This window comes from Sphaerisporangium flaviroseum (assembly GCF_039537005.1).
Classification (GTDB): Bacteria; Actinomycetota; Actinomycetes; order Streptosporangiales; family Streptosporangiaceae; genus Sphaerisporangium; species Sphaerisporangium flaviroseum.
In genome coordinates, this window is sequence record NZ_BAAAZR010000063.1 from 272235 (window position 1) to 291215 (window position 18981).

The 18981-nt window shown below is 70.3% G+C and carries 13 protein-coding genes; 5 read left to right on the forward strand and 8 right to left on the reverse strand.

Annotated elements, in window-relative coordinates; all coding sequences use genetic code 11:
• Positions 1–724: 724 nt before the first annotated feature.
• A complete protein-coding gene (locus tag ABD810_RS40420) occupies positions 725–3754 on the forward strand; it encodes an AfsR/SARP family transcriptional regulator (RefSeq protein ID WP_344953676.1) in 3030 nt (1009 codons plus the stop codon).
• A 147-nt stretch (positions 3755–3901) separates the two neighbouring features.
• On the opposite strand, the gene ABD810_RS40425 is transcribed toward ABD810_RS40420, so the two are convergent.
• The 8 genes from ABD810_RS40425 to ABD810_RS40460 form a co-directional block, all read right to left on the reverse strand.
• Positions 3902–4933 carry a LacI family DNA-binding transcriptional regulator gene (locus ABD810_RS40425; protein WP_344953679.1) on the reverse strand — a complete coding sequence of 344 codons (1032 nt, stop codon included), beginning with the start codon at positions 4931–4933 and terminating at the stop codon, positions 3902–3904.
• 292 nt (positions 4934–5225) lie between these two features.
• The gene (locus ABD810_RS40430) at positions 5226–7157 is read right to left on the reverse strand and encodes a helix-turn-helix domain-containing protein (RefSeq protein ID WP_344953682.1); all 1932 of its coding nucleotides are present in this window, start codon (positions 7155–7157) and stop codon (positions 5226–5228) included.
• 28 nt (positions 7158–7185) lie between these two features.
• Positions 7186–7941, reverse strand: coding sequence for a 3-hydroxybutyrate dehydrogenase (locus ABD810_RS40435; RefSeq protein WP_344953816.1), 756 nt, complete (start codon positions 7939–7941; stop codon positions 7186–7188).
• A gap of 89 nt (positions 7942–8030) precedes the next feature.
• Complete coding sequence (locus tag ABD810_RS40440; protein ID WP_344953686.1) at positions 8031–9047, reverse strand: branched-chain amino acid ABC transporter permease; 1017 nt, start codon at positions 9045–9047, stop codon at positions 8031–8033.
• Positions 9044–9907, reverse strand: a complete 864-nt coding sequence (locus ABD810_RS40445) for a branched-chain amino acid ABC transporter permease (RefSeq protein ID WP_344953689.1) — start codon at positions 9905–9907, stop codon at positions 9044–9046. Before ABD810_RS40445 ends, ABD810_RS40440 begins: the two co-directional genes overlap by 4 nt.
• A 120-nt stretch (positions 9908–10027) precedes the next feature.
• Positions 10028–11272, reverse strand: a complete 1245-nt coding sequence (locus ABD810_RS40450) for an ABC transporter substrate-binding protein (RefSeq protein WP_344953692.1) — start codon at positions 11270–11272, stop codon at positions 10028–10030.
• 63 nt (positions 11273–11335) lie between these two features.
• Positions 11336–12052: an ABC transporter ATP-binding protein gene (locus ABD810_RS40455; RefSeq protein WP_344953695.1), complete on the reverse strand. Its 717-nt coding sequence runs from the start codon at positions 12050–12052 to the stop codon at positions 11336–11338.
• Positions 12039–12797 (reverse strand): ABC transporter ATP-binding protein, encoded by a 759-nt coding sequence (locus ABD810_RS40460; protein ID WP_344953699.1) that lies wholly within the window; start codon positions 12795–12797, stop codon positions 12039–12041. The genes ABD810_RS40455 and ABD810_RS40460 overlap by 14 nt, the downstream gene beginning before the upstream one ends.
• Positions 12798–13203: 406 nt before the next feature.
• On the opposite strand from ABD810_RS40460, the gene ABD810_RS40465 reads away from it, so the two are divergent.
• The 4 genes from ABD810_RS40465 to ABD810_RS40480 all read left to right on the forward strand — a co-directional run bounded on the left by ABD810_RS40465 (position 13204) and on the right by ABD810_RS40480 (position 18900).
• Positions 13204–14595: an alpha/beta hydrolase family protein gene (locus tag ABD810_RS40465; protein ID WP_344953702.1), complete on the forward strand. Its 1392-nt coding sequence runs from the start codon at positions 13204–13206 to the stop codon at positions 14593–14595.
• 188 nt (positions 14596–14783) lie between these two features.
• A complete protein-coding gene (locus ABD810_RS40470) occupies positions 14784–16643 on the forward strand; it encodes a flavin monoamine oxidase family protein (protein ID WP_344953706.1) in 1860 nt (619 codons plus the stop codon).
• A gap of 205 nt (positions 16644–16848) precedes the next feature.
• Positions 16849–17001 (forward strand): hypothetical protein, encoded by a 153-nt coding sequence (locus ABD810_RS40475; protein WP_344953709.1) that lies wholly within the window; start codon positions 16849–16851, stop codon positions 16999–17001.
• 591 nt (positions 17002–17592) lie between these two features.
• Complete coding sequence (locus tag ABD810_RS40480) at positions 17593–18900, forward strand: sensor histidine kinase (protein WP_344953712.1); 1308 nt, start codon at positions 17593–17595, stop codon at positions 18898–18900.
• Positions 18901–18981 lie beyond the last annotated feature (81 nt).

The following is an 18981-nucleotide window of genomic DNA, read 5'->3' on the forward strand; positions in this document are numbered from 1 at the left end:
CGTTTGCGGTGTTCCAGCCAATCGGCTGAGAAAGACAACGCCGGGACCAAAGAGGTCAGCGAAATGAATGCTCGCACCAGCGGCCAGGCCTTCCGATTCAACGCCACCCCCGCCCATGGCGCCCGTGCCCTCTCGGGGAGCGCCCCGGCCGCCGCGTGTTCCCCCTCTTTCACGGTGTTTCCGCTGGGCACGGGCACCTCAGCGCCCCCTGTGATCGCGGCCGGCGGCAACACCCCCTGGGGCTGAGCCGCGCGCGGCGGGTCAAGGGTGCTGTCCACATCCGGCCGCTCACGGCCCGTCCGTGCTCGGCCTACCTGGCCATTAGACCTCTAGCACTTACACGAACACCCCCAAACTGGGGCATATCTCCGCGTTGGATGATGGTGTCAAACCGGTGAATGGTTGCAGCAGCAAATAAGTATATGATGCTGCAAACTATTCATAGCCTGCCTATAGCTGCGAACCACGTATAGTAGTACGATTCAGACATAAGTGACATCGCCATAAGTGACCGGATCGCGCCCGACAGTATCCATACGCACAAGCGTTAGGGAACGGTCAGTGCCGATGTTCATACGGGGCGTATCTCCAGGACACGTGCACCTGCACCTCTCGCGTCGGAGGGTGAAGAACTTCCGGATGGACCGCAGAGCTTACGTGCGAGGAGATGCAGGTGGAATTCGGGATTCTGGGATCTCTCGAAGCTTCTCAAGATGATCGCCGTTTGGATCTCGGAGGGATCAGGCAGCAGATCGTGCTCGCCGTCCTCCTGCTGGACGCCAACAGGGTCGTCACCATCGGCCGCCTCATGGAGGCCATATACGGCGACGACCCGCCCACCACCGCCCGCGCCCAGGTGCAGATCTGTATTTCCTCACTGCGCCGCCTGTTCGCCGCCAACGGAGTCCCGGACCTCATCTCCACCCAGTCACTGGGATACGCCATCCGGGTCGCCGCCGACCAGATCGACGCCCAGCGCTTCGAAAGCCTCGTACAGCGCGCCCGGAGCGCCCGCGAGGCCCGCAACGTCAACGAGGCGATAAAGCACTATCGTGAGTCGCTGGCCCTGTGGCGCGGGCCCGCCCTCGACGGCATCGACAGCAGGCTCGTGCAGTCGGCCGCGAGCAGGCTCACCGAGAACCGCGTCACCGCCAACGAGGACTGCATCCAGCTGGAGCTCGACCTCGGCCGCCACCACGAGCTGGTCGGCGAGCTCACCGAGCTCACCGAGGAATACCCTCTGCGTGAGCGCCTCCGCGGGCAGCTCATGACCGCGCTCTACCGCTCAGGGCGGCAGGCCGAGGCGTTGCAGGTCTACCGCAACGCCCGCCGCACCATGATCGAGGAGCTGGGCATCGAGCCCAACGAGCGGCTGCAACAGCTCGAGCACGCGATCCTCACCTCTGATGAGAGCCTCGACCCGCCCCCGCCTCCCCAGGAGAAGGTGGAGATCCAGCCGCCGCAGACGGTCCCGACCATCCCGGGGATGCTGCCGACCGACATCGCCGACTTCACCGGCCGCACCAAGCAGATCGAGGACATCCGGCAGCGCCTGATGCTCGCCACCGAGGACCGCTCGCGGTACGCCGTGCCCATCATCGTCATCGTCGGCAAGCCCGGGGTCGGCAAGACCACCGTCGCGGTGCACGCCTCCCATAGCGTCGGCGACCGCTTCCCCTACGGCCAGCTCTTCGCCGACCTGCACGGCGCGGCGTCGCGTCCCACCAGCCCGATGCAGGTCCTGGAACGGTTCCTGCGCGTGCTCGGCGTCTCCGGCACCGCGATCCCTGACGGCCTGGAGGAGCGGGCGGAGATGTACCGCGCGATGCTCGCCGACCGGAGCATGCTGATCGTGCTCGACGACGCGGGCAGCGAGAGCCAGGTGCTGCCGCTGCTGCCCGGCAATCCCTCCTCCGCCGTCATCATCACCAGCCGCAGCCGGCTCGCCGGGCTGGCCGGCGCCGTCCACGTCGACATCGAGACCTTCGACTCCGACCAGTCGGTCAACCTGCTCTCCCGCATCGCCGGGATCGAGCGGGTCCAGTCGGAGATCGAGGCGGCCGAGGCGCTGGCCGATCTGTGCGGCCACCTGCCGCTCGCGCTGCGCATCGCCGGGGCCCGGCTGTCCGCACGCCCGCACTGGAGCATCGAGCAGCTCGTGAGCCGCCTGGAGGACGAGACCCGCCGGCTCGACGAGCTCAAGCACGGCGACATGGGGATCCGCGCCAGCATCTCGCTGACCTACGACAGCGTCAGCCCGGACGGCCGGCGGCTGTTCCGCCTCCTGACGCTGCTGGACTCGCAGATCTTCTCCGCGTGGGTGAGCGCGGCCCTGCTCAACCAGCCGCTGGCCACCGCGCAGGACCTTCTCGACGATCTGGCCGACGCCCAGCTCATCGAGACCACCGGCGTCGGCTACGGCGTGCACAGCCAGTACCGCTTTCACGACCTCATCCGTGTCTTCGCCCGGGAGCGCCTGGCCGCCGAGGAGACCCCCGCCGAGCGCAACGCGGCCCTGTCACGCGTGCTCGGCAGCCTGCTGTTCCTGGCCGAGGCGGCCCACCGCCGGGAGTACGGCGGGGACTACGTCCAGATCCACAGCGACGCCCCCCGCTGGCCGCTTCCCCCCAAACTGGTCGACCAACTGGTGGCCTCACCCCTCCAGTGGTACGAGCGCGAGCGCTCGATGCTGGTCTCGGGCATACGGCAGGCGGCGCAGGCGGGGTTCATCGAGCTGTGCTGGGATCTGGCCATCAGCTCGGTGACGCTGTTCGAGTCGCGTGTCTACCTCGACGACTGGCGCGAGACCCACCAGATCGCGCTCACCGCCGCCCGGCAGGCCAAGGACAACCGCGGGCAGGCGGCGATGCTGTACTCACGGGGCTCGCTCTACATCACCGAGCAGCGGTTCGGGGACGCGCGATGCGACTTCGAGGCCGCGGTACAGCTCTTCGAGGAGGTAGGGGACCGCCAGGGCACGGCGCTGGTCATCCGCAACATCGGGTTCCTCGACCGGTTGAGCGGGCAGTTCTCCGACGCGGAGGCGCACTACAAACGTGCTCTGGAGATCTTCCGCAACACCGGGGACCAGGTCGCCTCGGCCTACGTGCTGCACAATCTCGCCCAGCTTCGTCTGGAGTTCGACGACCTCCACGGCGCGCAGCGGCTCCTGTCCGAAGCGCTGGAGCTCAGCCGCAGCAGCGGCAGCAGGAGGGTCGAGGCGCAGGTACTGCACCGCATCGGCCATACCTACCTCCAGTCGGACCAGCCCGCGCTGGCGGTCGAGGTGTTCGAGGAGGCGCTCAGCGTGGTCCGCAACATCGGCGACCCCACGGGAGAGGCGTACGCCCTGCACGGGCTGGGCATCGCCCGGCTGCAACGACGGGAGCTTCCCGAGGCGGAGAGCGCGCTGCAGCGCTCGCTCATGCTGGCGAGCACCTCCAGCGAGCACCTGGTGCAGGCCCGGGTCCAGCTCGGGCTGGGCGAGCTGGCCACCATCCGGGAGGACTCCCCGCAGGCGGTCCTCCATCTGGAGCAGGCCCTCAGCCTCTTCCGGCAGATGCACATGCCGCTCCAGGAGGCACGCACGCTGATCAAGCTGAGCGACGCGCAGCGGGCCGCCGGGGACGGCGAGGCGGCGCAGGACTCGTTGATGCAGGCGCTTGCGTTGACCGACAAGATGGACGCCCCGATGGCCCAGCAGATGCGCACGCATCTCACCGAGCGAATCGGCGATCAGGCGTACAAGAACTGAAATCCCCCGGGGGCGCACGCGCGACCGCGTTCGCTTACGTGAAACTTACAGAACACACGCATGCTCGGTCGGCATCCGTTGCGCGGGGTGGCAAGAAAGCGACACCGCCGGGAGCATCCGCCAGACACCGCCGGTCCCGGCGGCGGGCTACAGCGCCGCCACGGCGAGCGCCCGCGCCCGGACCGGAGCGGTGGACCCCCGGACGACGAGCTCGGGCTCGAACAGCAGCTCCTCCGCGGTCACCGACGCACCCTCGATCTGGCCGGCCAGCAGCGTCACCGCGGCCCGGCCCACCGCCTCGATGGGCTGCCGCACCGTGGTGAGCGGAGGGTTCGTGCAGTTCATGAACGCCGAGTCGTCGAAGCCGACGATGGAGACGTCGTGCGGGACCGACATGCCGAGGCGGCGCACGGCGCGGATGGCGCCGAGGGCCAGAGGGTCGCTCGCGCAGATGATGCCGGTGACCCCGGCGCGGACCAGGCGGGTGGCCACGGCCTGGCCGCCTTCGAGGGAGAACAGGCTGCGCTCGACCACCTCGGGGCCGAGATCGAGCCCGGCCGCGCGCGCCGCGGCGGTGAAGGCCTTGAGCTTGCGCCGTGAGGGGACGTGGTCTTCCGGGCCGAGCACCAGGCCGACGCGCTCGTGCCCGAGCGAGGTCAGGTGGCCGAACGCCTGCTCGACCGCCACCTCGTCGTCGGTCGCCACGCAGGGAAAGCCCAGCGCCTGGCTCGCCGCGTTGACCAGCACGACCGGCAGCCCCAGGCCGAGGAGCTTCTGGTAGTGCTCGTGGGGCGCGTCGGCCTCGGCGTAGTGGCCGCCCGCGAACACCACGCCGGAGACCTGCTGCTCCAGCAGCATGTCGACGTAGTCGGCCTCCGACAGCCCTCCCGCCGTGCGCGTGCACAGGACGGGGGTGAAGCCGCGCTGCGCCAGCGCGCCTCCGAGGACCTCCGCCAGGGCGGGGAAGATGGGGTTGCCCAGATCGGGGACGACCAGGCCCACCAGCCGGGCCCGCTCGCCTCTCAGCTGCGTCGGCCGCTCGTATCCCAGCACGTCGAGGGCGGTCAGCACGGCCGCGCGCGTGGACTCGGACACCCCGGGCTTGCTGTTCAGCACCCGGCTGACCGTGGCCTCGCTGACCCCGACCTTCTTCGCAACTTCCGCAAGTCGACGTGTCACGGCGCAAGCATACGGTAAAAAACAACGCAAGCAGCTGACACCATCACGATCGGGTATAGGACCGCCGCGGGGGCCGCGCGAGAGGGCTCGCACGCCGGGCCGTTCGCGTGCCCGTCGTATCACCACAGCTCGCGTCCCTCTCCCGCGCCGCGGAGGGCGCGAAGCCCGGCCCCATAAGGGATCCGGTGCCGGGCTCCCTCTCCCGGACCGCTTGTCGGAGCGGCGATTTACCCGCCGGAAATATTACGCAATACCGTCGATTTATTGCGCGTGGCGCGTGGGGTCGGCCGTCTCAGTCCTTCGGTTGCTCGGACCGCCGCGTCAGCGGGCCAAGGCGGTTGAGGCGCAGCGCGAGCTGGATCTCCAGGGCGCGCTCGGGGGCCTGCCAGCCGTCGCCGAGCAGCCGTCCGACGCGGTCGAGCCGCTGGGTCACGGTGTTGACGTGGATGTGCAGGCGCTCGGCGGTCCGGGAGAGGCTGGCCCCGGTGCCGAAGTAGGTGTCCAGGGTATGGACGAGCGCGGTGCCCCGGCGCCGGTCGTAGGCGAGGACGGGACCGAGCGCCGACTCGAGGAACCCGGCGACGTCCCGGTCCTGGCCGATGAGCAGGCCCACGAAACCCAGTTCGTCGCAGCTCGCCCCCTCCCCCGCGCGCCCGAGCGAGAGCAGGGCCTCCGCGCAGCGGCGGGCCTCGCGGTAGGCGCCTGCCACGGCGGCCGGCCCCTGGACCGGGCCCGCGGCGCCCGCCGTGACCGCCGTCCCGAGCGACGCGCCGAGTTCCTTGGCGACCCGCTGGGCCGCCGCTCCTGGATGGACGCCCGGCAGCAGCAGGATCGTCTCCTCGCCACGTGCGGCCACGAGCCCGTGCCGCGAGGCGGCGTCGGAGGAGGCCCAGAACGCCGTGCGCCGGCGGGAGGCCGGGTCCCCCGCCCGGTGCCGGGCGACCACCAGGACGTGCGGCGCGTCGAGGTCGACCCCGAGCAGCCGCGCCCGGCCGTACAGGGCGTCGGAGTGGGTGATCCTGCCGGTGAGCAGGTCGTCCAGAAGCTCGCCGCGCACCCTGCCCTCCGCCGCGGCGGCGGTGCGGCGGAACAGCAGGAGCAGGGCCGTGACCAGTGCCGCGCGCTCCAGGATCCGCTGGTCGGTGCCGGACACCTCATCGGGGGCGCGCAGGACCAGCGTGCCGAGGATCTCCTGCCCCGAGGCGACCGAGGCCACCCACAGGTCGCCGCGCCGCACGGTGCGGCCGAGCCCCCGGGAGGCGGCGGCGGCCCCGGCCACCTCGGCGTCGTCCAGGTCGCCGACGGAGCCGACGGCGGCCAGCGCCCGGCCGTCGGCGTCCAGCACGATGAGGGCGCCACCGAGGATGTCGGTGACGACGGCGGCGACGTCCTCGACCCCGCCGCCGCGCACGACCAGGCCGGTCATGCGGTCGTGCGCCTGCGCCGCCCGCTCGACGGCCGCGCTGCGCGCCTGGATGAGCTGGTTGGCCGAGCTGAGCTCGCCGAGCGCCGTGCGGGTCTCCTCCAGCAGGCGGGCGTTGTCCAGCGCGACGGCGGCGTGCGCGCCGAGCGAGGCCAGCAACGCCACCTCCTCCTGCGCGAAGGGACGGGCGCTGCGGTTGGCCGCGAACAGCACGCCGATGGTCTGGGCGCCCAGCCTCATCGGCACGCCCAGGATGGCGACCAGCGCCTCCTCCTTGACCGCCACGTCGATGTGGGTCCGATGCCGGAACCGCTCGTCGGCGAAGTAGTCCGGGCTGGCGTACGGCGTGCCCGTCTGGGCGACCAGCCCGCCGAGCCCGGCCCCCATCGGCAGCCGCAGGGCCCGGAAGGCGGCCGACACCGATCCGTCGGTGACCCGCATGTAGGTGTCGCCCCGGTCGGCGTCGTGCAGCGTCATGTACGAGACGTCGGCGTGGAGCAGCCTGCGTGCGCGCCGCACGATGGCCTCGAGCACGGCGCCCACGTCACGCAGCCCGGCCAGGTCGCCCGCCGTCTCGAACAGCGCCGACAGCTCGGCCTCGCGGCGGGCGCGGTGCTCCAGCAGGGCGCGCACGCGCAGGGCGGCGAGCTTGGCCCGGTCGAGCTCGGCGAGCAGCTCCGGAGCCACGCCTGCGGCACGCGCTTCGACCAGCGGGGCCTCGAACTCGACAGGAGGAGCCTCCCGGGCGAGCAGTTCGAGAAAGACGGTGCAGCTCATGGGGTCCATTGTCCCCTTGATCACGATATATCCCCCGATATGGTCTCCCGGACTAGTGTGCGGTCCAGCCGCCGTCGATGGTGAGGGACGCCCCGGTGATCATCGATGACTGGGGCGAGCAGAGGTAGGCGACCGCCTCCGCGACCTCGTCCGGCTCGATCAGGCGCCGTATGGCGGCGGGGGCCAGCATGATCTGCTCCACGACCTGCTCAGGATCCAGGTCGTGGACGCGGGCCTGGTCGGCGATCTGCTCCTCCACCAGCGGCGTGCGGACGTAGGCGGGGTTCACGCAGTTGGAGGTGACGCCATGCTCGGCCCCCTCCAGGGCGATCACCTTGGACAGCCCTTCCAGCGCGTGCTTGGCCGTGACGTAGGCCACCTTGTACGGCGAGGCGCGCAGCCCGTGGACGGACGAGATGTTGATCACCCGGCCCCAGCCGCGCTCGTACATCCCCGGCAGCGTGCGCCGGGCGAGGCGGAAGGGGGCCTCCACCATGATCTTCATGATCGCGGAGAAGACCTCCGGAGGGAAGTCGGTGATCGGAGCGACATGCTGGAAGCCGGCGTTGTTGACCAGGATGTCCACGTCGCCGCAGTCGAGCGCCTCCACGGCCGCCAGGTCGGTCAGGTCCGCGGTCAGCGCCACCCCGCCGATCTCGCCGGCGGCCTCGCGCGCCGACTGCTCGCGAACGTCCAGGATCACGACCTGCGCACCCGCCCTGGCGAGGCGCCTGGCACAGGCCCGGCCGATGCCACTTGCGCCACCCGTCACCAGGGCACGCCGGCCGGTGAGATCCGCCCCGGCCATCTTCCCGGTGGTCACGCTCGTTGAAACCACAGCAATTGCTCCTAGATGTACGGGAATCAGGCGAGCTACCTCTTGAAAGGGACGCGCGGCTACACCGGTGACCCGACCCCGCGCGACGAGGCGGGCGTGCCGTCCGGCGAGCCGCCGGTTCCCGCATCACCTGACCGGCGAGCGGAACGCGACTCCACAAGGTGGCGGGCCGTACCCCAGATTCCCCGGCGGAACACGAGCACGATGATCACGAAGATCGTGCCGGTGACGATGCCGATGCCCTCGAAGCCGGCCGTGACCAGGTAGTCGTTGAGCAACACCACCAGGGCCGCGCCGATGGCGCCTCCCCACAGCGTACCGATGCCGCCGAGGACGACCATCATCACGACCTGCCCGGAGGTGGTCCAGTAGACGCTCTCCAGCGAGGCGAACCCATGACCGATGGCGAAGAGCCCGCCGGCCAGCCCGGACAACGCGGCCGAGAGGACGAAGGCCAGAAGCTTGTAGCGCTCGACCGGATAGCCGAGTGCCTGCGCCCGGGCGGGATTGTCCCTGATCGACACCAGGACCCGGCCGAACGGCGAGCGGACGATCCGCCACACCGCGACGAACCCGATGAGGATCAGCGGCAGGCCCGCGTAGTAGAGGAGGAACGAGTCGGACAGGTCCAGGCCGAACAGCTCGCGCGGGACCCCCTGCAGCCCGTTCTCCCCGCCCGTCAGGTCGCGCCACTGGTTGATGACGAAGTACACCATCTGCGCGAACGCCAGGGTGACCATCGCGAAGTAGATGCCGCGCAGCCGTACGGACAGGTACCCGATGGGGAGGGCGAGCACGGCCGCGAACGCCGCGCCGCCCAGCACCGCGACGGGGAAGGGCAGCCCGCTGTGCACCGCGATGAGGCCCGCGACGTACGCGGAGCCGCCCCAGAACGCGGCGTGCCCGAAGGACAGCAGCCCGGTGAAGCCCAGAAGCAGGTCGAGGGCGGCGGCGAACAGCGCCCAGCAGGCGATGTCCAGGGCGATGGGCGGGTAGATCATCCACGGCAGCGCCAGGGCGACGAACAGCCCGGCGACGAGCAGGAGCGGCCTCGCGGCCAGCCGGGAAAGGATCACGACAGCGCCTCCTCGCGCCCGAACAGCCCGGCCGGCCGCCACAGCAGCACGGCGGCCATCAGGATGAACACCAACGTCTGTGACAGGGCGGGCACGTACAGGTTTCCGAGCGCGGAGATCAGGCCTATGGCGAAGCCGGCCGCCACCGATCCGAAGATCGAGCCGAGGCCGCCGATGACCACGACGGCGAAGACCGTGATGATCAGATCTCCGCCCATCAGCGGGTTGACCGCGCGCATCGGGGCGGCGAGCACTCCCGCCAGCCCGGCCAGCGCGATGCCGAAACCGAACACCGGGGTGACCCAGCGGCCGACGTCGATGCCCAGCGCCCGCGTCAGCTCGGGCCGCTCGGTCGCGGCCCGCACGATCATGCCCACGCGCGTACGGGTCAGCACCACCCAGACCGCCGCGCAGACGACGATGGAGACCGCCAGCACGAACACCTGGTAGGCCGGGTAGCCGAACAGTCCGAGGTCGACCGTGCCGGAGAGAAGCTCGGGCCGGGGGTAGGGCTGCGACTGCACGCCGTACTCCCGCTTGACCAGGTCCTGCAGGATCAGCGCGAGGCCGAAGGTGAACAAGAAGTTGTACAGCGGGTCGAGCGGCGCCAGCCTGCGGATGAACAGCCGCTCGATGACGATCCCCGCCAGGCCGAGCGCGACCGGCACCACGACCAGCGCGAGCCAGAAGTTCACCCCGAACGAGTCCAGCAGCACGTACGAGCCGAACGCGCCGAGCATGTAGAAGGCACCGTGGGCGAAGTTGACGACGCCCAGCATGCCGAAGATGACGGCGAGGCCGAGGGCGAGCAGGGCGTAGAAGGCGCCACCCACCAGGCCGTTGAACGCCTGTTGAAGCACGGTGACCTCCAAGGGGACGGGGCGGGGGCGTGCGCCCCCGCCGTGGGCGTGCGGCCGGGGCGCGCGACGCCCCGGGACGGGCTCGGGTCCCGGCCCGGGCGGCCGCCCGGCCCGGAACGCTCAGAGCTTGCAGGCGGGGCTGGCCGGCTGGAACGCCTGGCCGGCGGGGATGGTGCTGAGGATCTTCTCGTAGTCCCAGGGCTCCTTGACCTCGCTCGCCGGCTTCACCTGCGCCAGGGAGACGTCGTGGAGCAGCAGGTGGTCCTCGGCGCGGATCGTCGCGTTGCGCGCGAACACGTCCTCGAACTTGAAGCCTTCGAGCTGCTTGATGACCGCGTCCGCGTTGTCGGTGCCGCCGCGCTGCACCGCCTCCAGGTACTGGGTGGCGGCGGAGTAGTTGGCCGCGTTGGGGAAGCTCGGCCGCTTGTTCACCTTGGCCTGGAACTTGTCCGCCCAGGCACGGTTCTCGGGGTTGGCGTTCCAGTACCACGCGTCGGTGAACTTGGTGCCGGCGAGCGCGTCCGGGCCGAGCGAGTGGATGTCGGTGATGAACATCAGCCCGACCGCCAGGCCGATGCCCTTGTCCCGGAGCTTGTACTCGTTGTACTGCTTCACCAGGTTGACCAGGTCACCGCCTGCCTGCATGGTGCCGAGCACCTCGGGCTTGGGGTCGAGACCGGGGGCCTTCAGCAGGAAGGTCGAGAAGTTGTCGTTGGGGAACGGCGCGGGATCGCTCTGGATGACCTTGCCGCCCGCGCCCTCCACGGCCGCGGTGAAGTTCTTCTGCATGTCCTGCCCGAAGGCGTAGTCCGGGTAGACGATGTACCAGTTCTTCGACCCGTCCTTGGTGACGGTGTCCCCGGTGCCGTGGGCGAGCATGTAAGTGTTGTAGCCATAGTGGAAGGTGTACTTGTTGCACTGGGCGCCTTCGAGCTCGGTGGTGGCGGCGCCGATGTCCATGAACAGCTTCTTCTTCGCCTTGGCGACGCCGGCCACCGCCAGCGCGGCCGCCGACGAGGGAACGTCGAGGATGATGTCGGCGCGCTGCCGGTCGTACAGCTCCTGGGCCTTGGAGTTGGCGACCTCCGGCTTGTTCTGGTGGTCGGCGGACAGCACCTCGACGTCCTTGACGACCGCCTTGTCGCCGTACTTCGCCTGGTAGTCGGCGACCGCCATCTTCACGGCCTCGACGCTGCTCTTGCCCGAGAGGTCGGCGTAGATCGCCGACTGGTCGTTCAGGACGGCGAGCACGACCTTGCCGTCACTGATCTTCTCCCCGCTCCCCCCGCTGCCGGGTCCACCGGCGCAACCGGCGAGCGTGGCTCCGGCCACCACAACGGCGGCCGCTCGGCCTAGAGCTTTCATGTACGTCTCCTGTCGGGTTCTACGGGTGAATCAGGGGGGTGTCGCCGCGCAGTGCGCGGCGGGTCAGATGCCGAGATAGTCGAGCAGCTCGTGCTCGCGGGCCCGCATCTCCTCGTTGTCCAGGGACTCGACGATCCGGCCCTCGGCGAGCAGGTAGTGCCGGTCGGCGACGGTCGCGGCGAAGTGGACGTTCTGCTCGATCAGCAGGACGGTGGTGCCCTGCCGCTTCACCTCGCGCAGGATCTCGCCGATCTGCTGGACGATCAGCGGGGACAGTCCCTCGGTGGGCTCGTCGCACAGCAGCAGCCGCGCGCCCATGCGCAGCACCCGGGCGAGGGCCAGCATCTGCTGCTCCCCGCCGGAGAGCTTCGTGCCGGGAAAGGACCGCCGTTCCCCCAGCCGGGGGAAGGTCTCGTACACCCGGGCCAGGGACCAGGGGTCGGGGCCGACGGACGGCGGCAGTGTCAGGTTCTCCTCGACCGTCAAAGTGGAGTAGACGCCGCGGTCGTCGGGGACGTACCCGAGGCCCTGGCGCGCCCGGCGGTGCGCGGGCATCCGGGTGATGTCCGACCCGAGGAAGGCGATGGTGCCGGAGTAGCGGCCCTGCAGGCCCATCAGGCAGCGGAGCAGCGTCGTCTTGCCGGCGCCGTTGCGGCCGACCAGCGTGACGATCTCGCCCTGCCGCACCTGCAGGGACACCTCCCGCAGGACCTGCGCCTCGCCGTACCAGGCCGACAGGTCGCCGACGCTGAGGATGGGGCCGGTTTCAGTGCTCGGCATTGGCGTCTCCCAGGTAGGCGCTGATGACCCGCGGGTCGTGGCGGATCTCGGCGTAGGGGCCCTCGACGAGCACCTTGCCGCTCTGCAGGACCGTCACCCGGTCGGCCAGGCTGGAGACGACGCTCATGTTGTGCTCGACCATCACGACCGTGCGCCCCGCCCGGACCTTCCTCACCAGCTCCACGGTGCGGTCGACGTCCTCGACGCCCATGCCGGCCGTCGGCTCGTCCAGCAGCAGCACGCGGGGGTCCAGCGCGAGCGCGAGGGCCAGTTCCAGGGCGCGCTTGTGGCCGTAGGCCAGGGTGCCCGCCGGGATGCCGGCATGCGTGGCCAGCCCGACCTGGTCGAGCAGCGACATGGCCCGGTCGCCGAACCGGTCGAGCAGCCGGTGCGAGCGCCAGAACCGCCAGGTGAGGCCGGTGGCGCCCGCCAGCGCCAGCTCCAGGTGCTCGCGCGGGGTCATCTGCGGGAACAGGCTGGTGATCTGGAACGACCGGGCCACGCCGAGGCGGGCCACCTGCTCCGGCCGCTTGCCCGTCAGGTCCAGTTCACCGAGCAGGATGCGGCCCGCGCTCGGCTTGAGGAAACCGGTCAGCAGGTTGAACAGCGTGGTCTTGCCCGCGCCGTTGGGGCCGACCAGCGCATGGACGCTGCCCTCGGCGATGTCCAGGTCCACGCCGTCGACGGCGCGGAAGCCCCGGAACTCCTTGGCCAGGTTCTGCGCTCGCAGGACGGGACCGTCCATATGGCCTCCTCGTCGCCTCGTCCGGTGATTTCGTCCAGATCACCTTGGCGTTAACGGACGAAGTCGTTGTGACGCGGAACACTAGGTGAGGAGGTGGCGGTGTTCCATGTGGCCGGAGCACACATTCCCCCGCCCGCAGGCAGGGGTCGCCCACATGACCCCCAGGTCAGAGGGGGTGCCACGTCTGCCGGCCGAGCTTATGTGGTCCGGCCACGTAGGTACGGCCACGCCTGGGCACCGGCCCTCGGAGCGGTCCAAGCCCTCCGCGGGCCCCTGTCATGGCCGCGGACGACATATCCAGGCGGCGAATTGTGGGCGGCGGGGACGTGGTCCACGTCATGGTCCGTGAGCACCATTGCGGTCACTCGCTCGACAGCGCGTCGCCCGCCCCCCATGAGGAGTCCCCATGCGATCCATCCGACATCGACCGGGCCGGCTACTGGGCCTGGCCACGGCCACCGTGCTCGGAGTGTCCCTGATCGGCCCCGTCTCCGCCGCCGGCGCCGCGGCCGGCCCCTGCGCCGGCGTCGAGCGGGTCAAGGTGCCCGGAGCCGAGAAGCAGATCTCCGCGTGCCTGGACGACCTGACCACGGCGGGCACCGTCGCCTCCGGGCACTCGATCGCGGCCGAGTGGGCCGGCCTCACCCCCGCGGGCGCCACCAACCCGAGCGGCGTGCCGGGCGCCCAGATCGACGGCTACTTCCCCGACACCTCGACGTCCAACACCGACCACGGATGGAACCACGACAGCCAGTTCGTGATCCGGCTCCCCGAGCGCTGGAACGGCGGCCTGGTCGTCACGGGAACGCCCGGCGTCCGCAGGCAGTACGCCAACGACTTCGCGATCTCCGACTGGGTGCTCGCCCAGGGCTACGCGTTCGCCGCCACCGACAAGGGCAACAGCGGCGCGCAGTTCTACCAGGACGGCGTGAAGCCGGGTGACGCCATCGTGGAGTGGAACCACCGGGTCACCCAGCTCACCCGGGCCGCCAAGGCGGTCGTGGCGCAGCGGTACGGCCGGGCGCCGCGCCGGACGTACGCCGCGGGGATCTCCAACGGCGGCTACCTGGTGCGCTGGCAGCTGGAGAACCATCCCGAGCTCTACAGCGGCGGCGTCGACTGGGAGGGGACCCTCTGGCGGAAGAACGGGCCCAACCTGCTGACCTCGCTTCCCGCCACGCTGCGCGAGTACCCGAAGTACGCCGCCACGGGCGACGCGGCCGCGCACGACGCGATCATCGCCGCGGGCTTCGCGCCCGGTTCCGAGCCGCTGTGGGACTACCACTACAAGGTCTACTGGGATCTCACCCAGCGGATCTACCGTGAGGAGCTCGACCCGGGGTACGACGGGGCCACCGAGGCGGGCACGCCGTTCTGCGCGCCGGGGACCCCGGCCTGTGACGCCGACTACGACTACGCCACCCGGCCACGTGCCGTGAAGGACGCCGTCGGGCGGATCGCCCTCACCGGCCGCATCGGGCGACCACTCATCACCCTGCACGGCACGCTGGACACGCTGCTGCCCATCACCGAGGACTCCGACGTCTACGAGAAGCTGATCACGTCGCGCGGCCGCGACAAGCTGCACCGGTACTACCGCATCGAGGGCGGCAACCACGTCGACGGGCTCTACGACGCCTACCCGGCCCTGCTGCGCCCGATCCTGCCGTGCTTCCGCAGCGCGTTCACCGCCCTGGAGGGCTGGACCACCCGTGGCGACGCGCCGCCCGCCGACGCCACCCTCCCCCGTCCCGCCTCAGGGAACCTGGCCGACACCTGCTCGCTGACCGCCGGGTGACTCCGGCCTGAGCACCACGAGACCCTCCCCGAATCGGGGCGAAGGCCCCGGTAAGGAAACGCCCCGCCTGATCGGTTGGAATGCCAGCTGACCAGGCAGGGCGCGCCGCGACGACCGATGCCCTTCCCTTGCCGAGACTTTGCGTGGTCATTACCTGACCCTACGTGTTCGTCTCACAGGAGGACATCGTGTCAGTCATCGATCGGCGGGGGTTCGCCAAGCTGGCCGGGCTCGGCGCCGTGGGTACCGTCGTCGGCGCGGCCCCCGCCGGGACCGCGCAGGCGGCTCCCGCCCGTACGACGCGCGCGCCGCACAGCGGCGCCCGCTGGGACACCTGCATGGAGGTGGCCCGTGATCTCCTGCTCGTCGGCGAGAACGGGGCCGACCTGAAGCTGCGGTACCTGCGGGTGCTCATCGACAGCGGGCTGCCGAGGGCCCGCTCCCCCAAGAAGGTGCTGATCGTCGGGGCGGGGATCTCCGGTCTGGCGGCGGCCACCCTGCTGAAGCGGGCCGGCCACGAGGTCACCGTGATCGAGGGGAACGGCAACCGGGTCGGCGGCCGCATCAAGACCTTCCAGACCGGGTTCGCCGACCCGCTGCAGTACGCCGAGGCGGGGGCGATGCGCATCCCCGACTTCCACCCGCTCACCCTCGCGCTGATCGACAAGCTCGGGATCCCGCGCCGCCCCTTCTACAACGTGGACGTACGGCCGGGGGCGACGCCGAACGGGCCGGTCCCGCCCGTCGTCTACCGGTCACGCGGCGGTCAGGTCTGGCGTTCCGGCCCCGTCAAGGGGAGGTTCGAGGCGCCCGAACGGCTCAACCACACGTGGATCAGGGTCAACGGCATCTCCCAGCGGCGGGACGAGTACGCCGCCGCCCCGGGCCGGATCAACGCGTCCTTCGGCCTCAGGGACCGCCGGACCGCCGCGATGATCCTGGACCAGGCGCTCGACCCGGTGCGCGACCACATCTCCGTCGCCCGGCCGTCGGGCCGGGTCGACAAGCCGCTTCCCGAGCTCATCAAGGGCTGGGCACGCGTGCTGTACGAGTTCGACGGCTACTCCATGAACCGCTTCCTCACCGAGCACGCCCGGCTGAGCGACGCGGCGATCGACGCCATCGGCACGCTGGAGAACCTCACCTCGCGGCTGCCGCTGGCCTTCATGCACACGTTCCTGACCAGGAGCCTGGTGAACCCCGCCGCCACCTACTGGGAGATGGCCGGGGGCAGCCGTCAGCTGCCGTACAGGCTGGAGTCCGATCTTCGTGACAACATCCGCATGGACCGGCGGGCCATGCGCATCGACACCTCCGGCCAGGGTGTCCGCATCGACACGGTCAGCGAGAAGGGGAGCGACGAGTCGACCTGGGCGTCACGGAAACGCACCGAGACCTTCCACGGCGACGTCGCGATCATCACCATCCCCTTCCCCGCGCTGCGGCACGTGGAGATCACCCCGGCGATGTCCTACGCGAAGCGCCGCGCCGTCACCGAACTGCACTACGACTCGGCCACCAAGGTGCTGCTGGAGTTCCGCAGGCGCTGGTGGGAGTTCGGCGAGGACGACTGGAAGCGGGAGCTCGGCGCCCGCTACCGGCCCGGCCGCGCCACCCACGTCGCGGGCGGCGGCTCGCTGGCCGACAACGCCAACCGGTTCATGTACTACCCCTCCCACCGGATCCCGGGCAGTGAAGGAGGGGTGGTGCTGGCCAGTTACGTGTGGGCCGACGACGCCTCACGCTGGGACTCGATGGACGATGCGGAGCGTTACGGGTACGCGCTGCGCGGCCTGCAGGAGGTTCACGGCGACCGGATCTCCGAGTTCTTCACCGGCCGCGGCCAGACCCAGAGCTGGCTGCGCAACCGCTACGCGTTCGGCGAGGCGGCCGTCTTCACACCCGGGCAGATGACCGAGATCCATCCGGCCATCGCCAAGCCCGAGGGCCCCCTGCACTTCGCCGGGGAGCACACCTCGCTGAAGCACGCCTGGATCGAAGGCGCCCTGGAGTCCGCCGTCCGGGCCGCCCTCGAGGTCAACGCCTGACGGCCTGGCCGCCACCCCCCCCGCCTGGTAGCGGCCCCATTGACGCGTCACAGGTGAGAGGCGCGGACATCGGGACCGCTACCAGGCGCGCATCTCGGTCCGCCTTCGGCCACGCGTCCCAATCGTGATCGATCACCGGGATTGCGGCCCAGGGCCACGGGCAGTTGATCGACTTCAACCGAATACACGACATGAGGATGACCCCATGACCACCATTCAGCTCATCCTGCTCATCGCCGCGTTCGTCGCGTTCCTTCTCGCGGCCATCAACGCCAACGTCCCGCGGGTGAACCTCATCGGGCTCGGGCTGGCGCTGTACGTGCTCACCGAGCTCATCCCGGTGATCGAGAAGCTCTGAGCCGCCGGCCTCACGCGCCCAGGTCCCGGCACGCCCGGTCCTGGGCCCGTGAGCGCCGCCGCCCCGTACTCGCCGGGGCTCGCCGGTCAGGGTTGAGTCCTCTATTGGGTATTCGTTACGGGTCGGGTATACCTCACTCGGGTGAGGATTGCCCAAAAAACCATAGTTGATCTTTAAACGGCCCTACCCACGTGCTAACTTGAGTCTTTCCAGATAAGTACGACACACCTGGCCGCCGACCTGGCACATCGCGGTCAGGAATGGCACGCCCCGGATCACCGGGGCTCGGCCAGACGGCCCGCGGGGACACCTGCCACTCCCCGGCTCCACCTCTGGACCACGTCCATGAGCAGCCGCCCGGCCTCCGGTTCTCTAGATCGACTTGCGGACGATGGGTAGGGAAAGCGCTATCCGACGTAACCGACAAATGCCGTTGGGAAGATAATGATGTTCGGTGGGGAAGGCATACGTACCGCGTATCGGCCTCCTACGCGCCGGCGGCTGGGCCTCCGGTCCATACGGGGCCGTGTCACCGCACTCGTCAGCCTCCTCGCGGTCCTTCTCCTCGTACTTTCGGGAGTACTGGCCGGGGTGGTCGCACATCAGTCGGTGGCCGACACCGAATGGCTCGAGGCCCGGCAGGAGGCGACGCTCGTCGCCGCCGCCGATCGTCTCGGACGCCTGCCGGAGCCCATCCAATCCGAGGTCCCGGGCATGAACCTCATCCAGATCGTCGCGCCGGACCGCCATGTGATCGCGTCCTCCGCCGACGCCCGGGGGCTGCCGCCCCTGAGCGACTCGTGGCCGGAACCGGCCGATCCGCAGGAGGACGTGGAGACCTGCGCGCAGCACCTGGTCGGCTGTGTCCGCCTGTCCGCCCTCCGGATCACCGGCGCGGCGGACTCGCCCGTCGTCTACGCGGGCCGGCACGCACCGGCCGAGAGCGCCACGGGACCCATCAACACCATCTTCGCCATCCAGGGGATCGTGCTGATCATCCTGGCCGTCGGGATGACCTGGAAGATCACCGGTCGCACGCTGCGTCCGGTGGAGGCCATCAGCGCCGAGCTGGCCTCGATCAACGACAACGACCTGAGCACCCGGGTGCCCGAACCCCCGGGCGACGACGAGATCGCCCGGCTGGCCCGGACCATCAACGGCACACTCGAGCGGCTGGAGCGGGCCAAGGCTGGGATGGAGCAGGCGCTGACCCAGCAACGGCAGTTCGCCGCCGACGCCTCCCACGAGCTGCGCACGCCCGTCGCGGGCCTTCGCGCGCAACTGGAAGAGGCGCAGCTGCACCCCGACGAGACCAACCTGCGCCAGTTGCTCGCCCATTCGCTGCGGGACGTCGACCGGCTGCAGTCGATCATCACCGACCTGCTGCTGCTGGAGCGGGTCCGGGCCGGCGCGCCCAAGCCCCCGGTGAAGGTGGACCTGGCGGCGATCGTCCGCACGGAGGTGGCGCGGCGGCCGGACCCGTCGAAGGTGCAGCTCCGGCTCACTCCAGGCGTGGACGTCGAGGCCGTTCACACCCAGATCGGCCGCGTCATCACCAACCTGCTCGACAACGCCGAACGGCACGCCAGATGCTCGGTGTCCGTCGAGGTGCACAAGACCGACCACAACGCCGAGCTGGTCGTGGAGGACGACGGAGAGGGCATCGCGGCCGCGGACAGAGAGCGGATCTTCGAACGGTTCACCCGGCTCGACGCCGCCCGCAGCCGCGACCGGGGAGGCACGGGCCTCGGCCTGGCCATCGCCCGCGACATCGTCCGGGCCCATGGGGGGACGATCACGGTGGGCACGTCGCCCTCCGGGGGGGCGCGCTTCGTCGTCTCCCTGCCGCTGTTGGAGACGCGCCGCTCGCCCGCGCTCCCCCTGCAGAACTCGGTGTAGCCGCCGGCAGGTCTCGCTCGCGGAACCGCCCCTCACCCGAACACAGGTGCGAGGAGGGCCATGGGTGAGGGATGTTCCCGA

Excerpts from the sequence above, each read along its gene's own strand:
- ABD810_RS40460 (WP_344953699.1), bottom strand. The coding sequence starts at position 12,797 with ATGGACGGTCCCGTCCTGCGAGCGCAGAACCTGGCCAAGGAGTTCCGG.
- ABD810_RS40455 (WP_344953695.1), bottom strand. The coding sequence starts at position 12,052 with ATGCCGAGCACTGAAACCGGCCCCATCCTCAGCGTCGGCGACCTGTCG.
- ABD810_RS40475 (WP_344953709.1), top strand. The coding sequence starts at position 16,849 with ATGACCACCATTCAGCTCATCCTGCTCATCGCCGCGTTCGTCGCGTTC.
- ABD810_RS40465 (WP_344953702.1), top strand. The coding sequence starts at position 13,204 with ATGCGATCCATCCGACATCGACCGGGCCGGCTACTGGGCCTGGCCACG.
- ABD810_RS40435 (WP_344953816.1), bottom strand. The coding sequence starts at position 7,941 with ATGGCCGGGGCGGATCTCACCGGCCGGCGTGCCCTGGTGACGGGTGGC.
- ABD810_RS40450 (WP_344953692.1), bottom strand. The coding sequence starts at position 11,272 with ATGAAAGCTCTAGGCCGAGCGGCCGCCGTTGTGGTGGCCGGAGCCACG.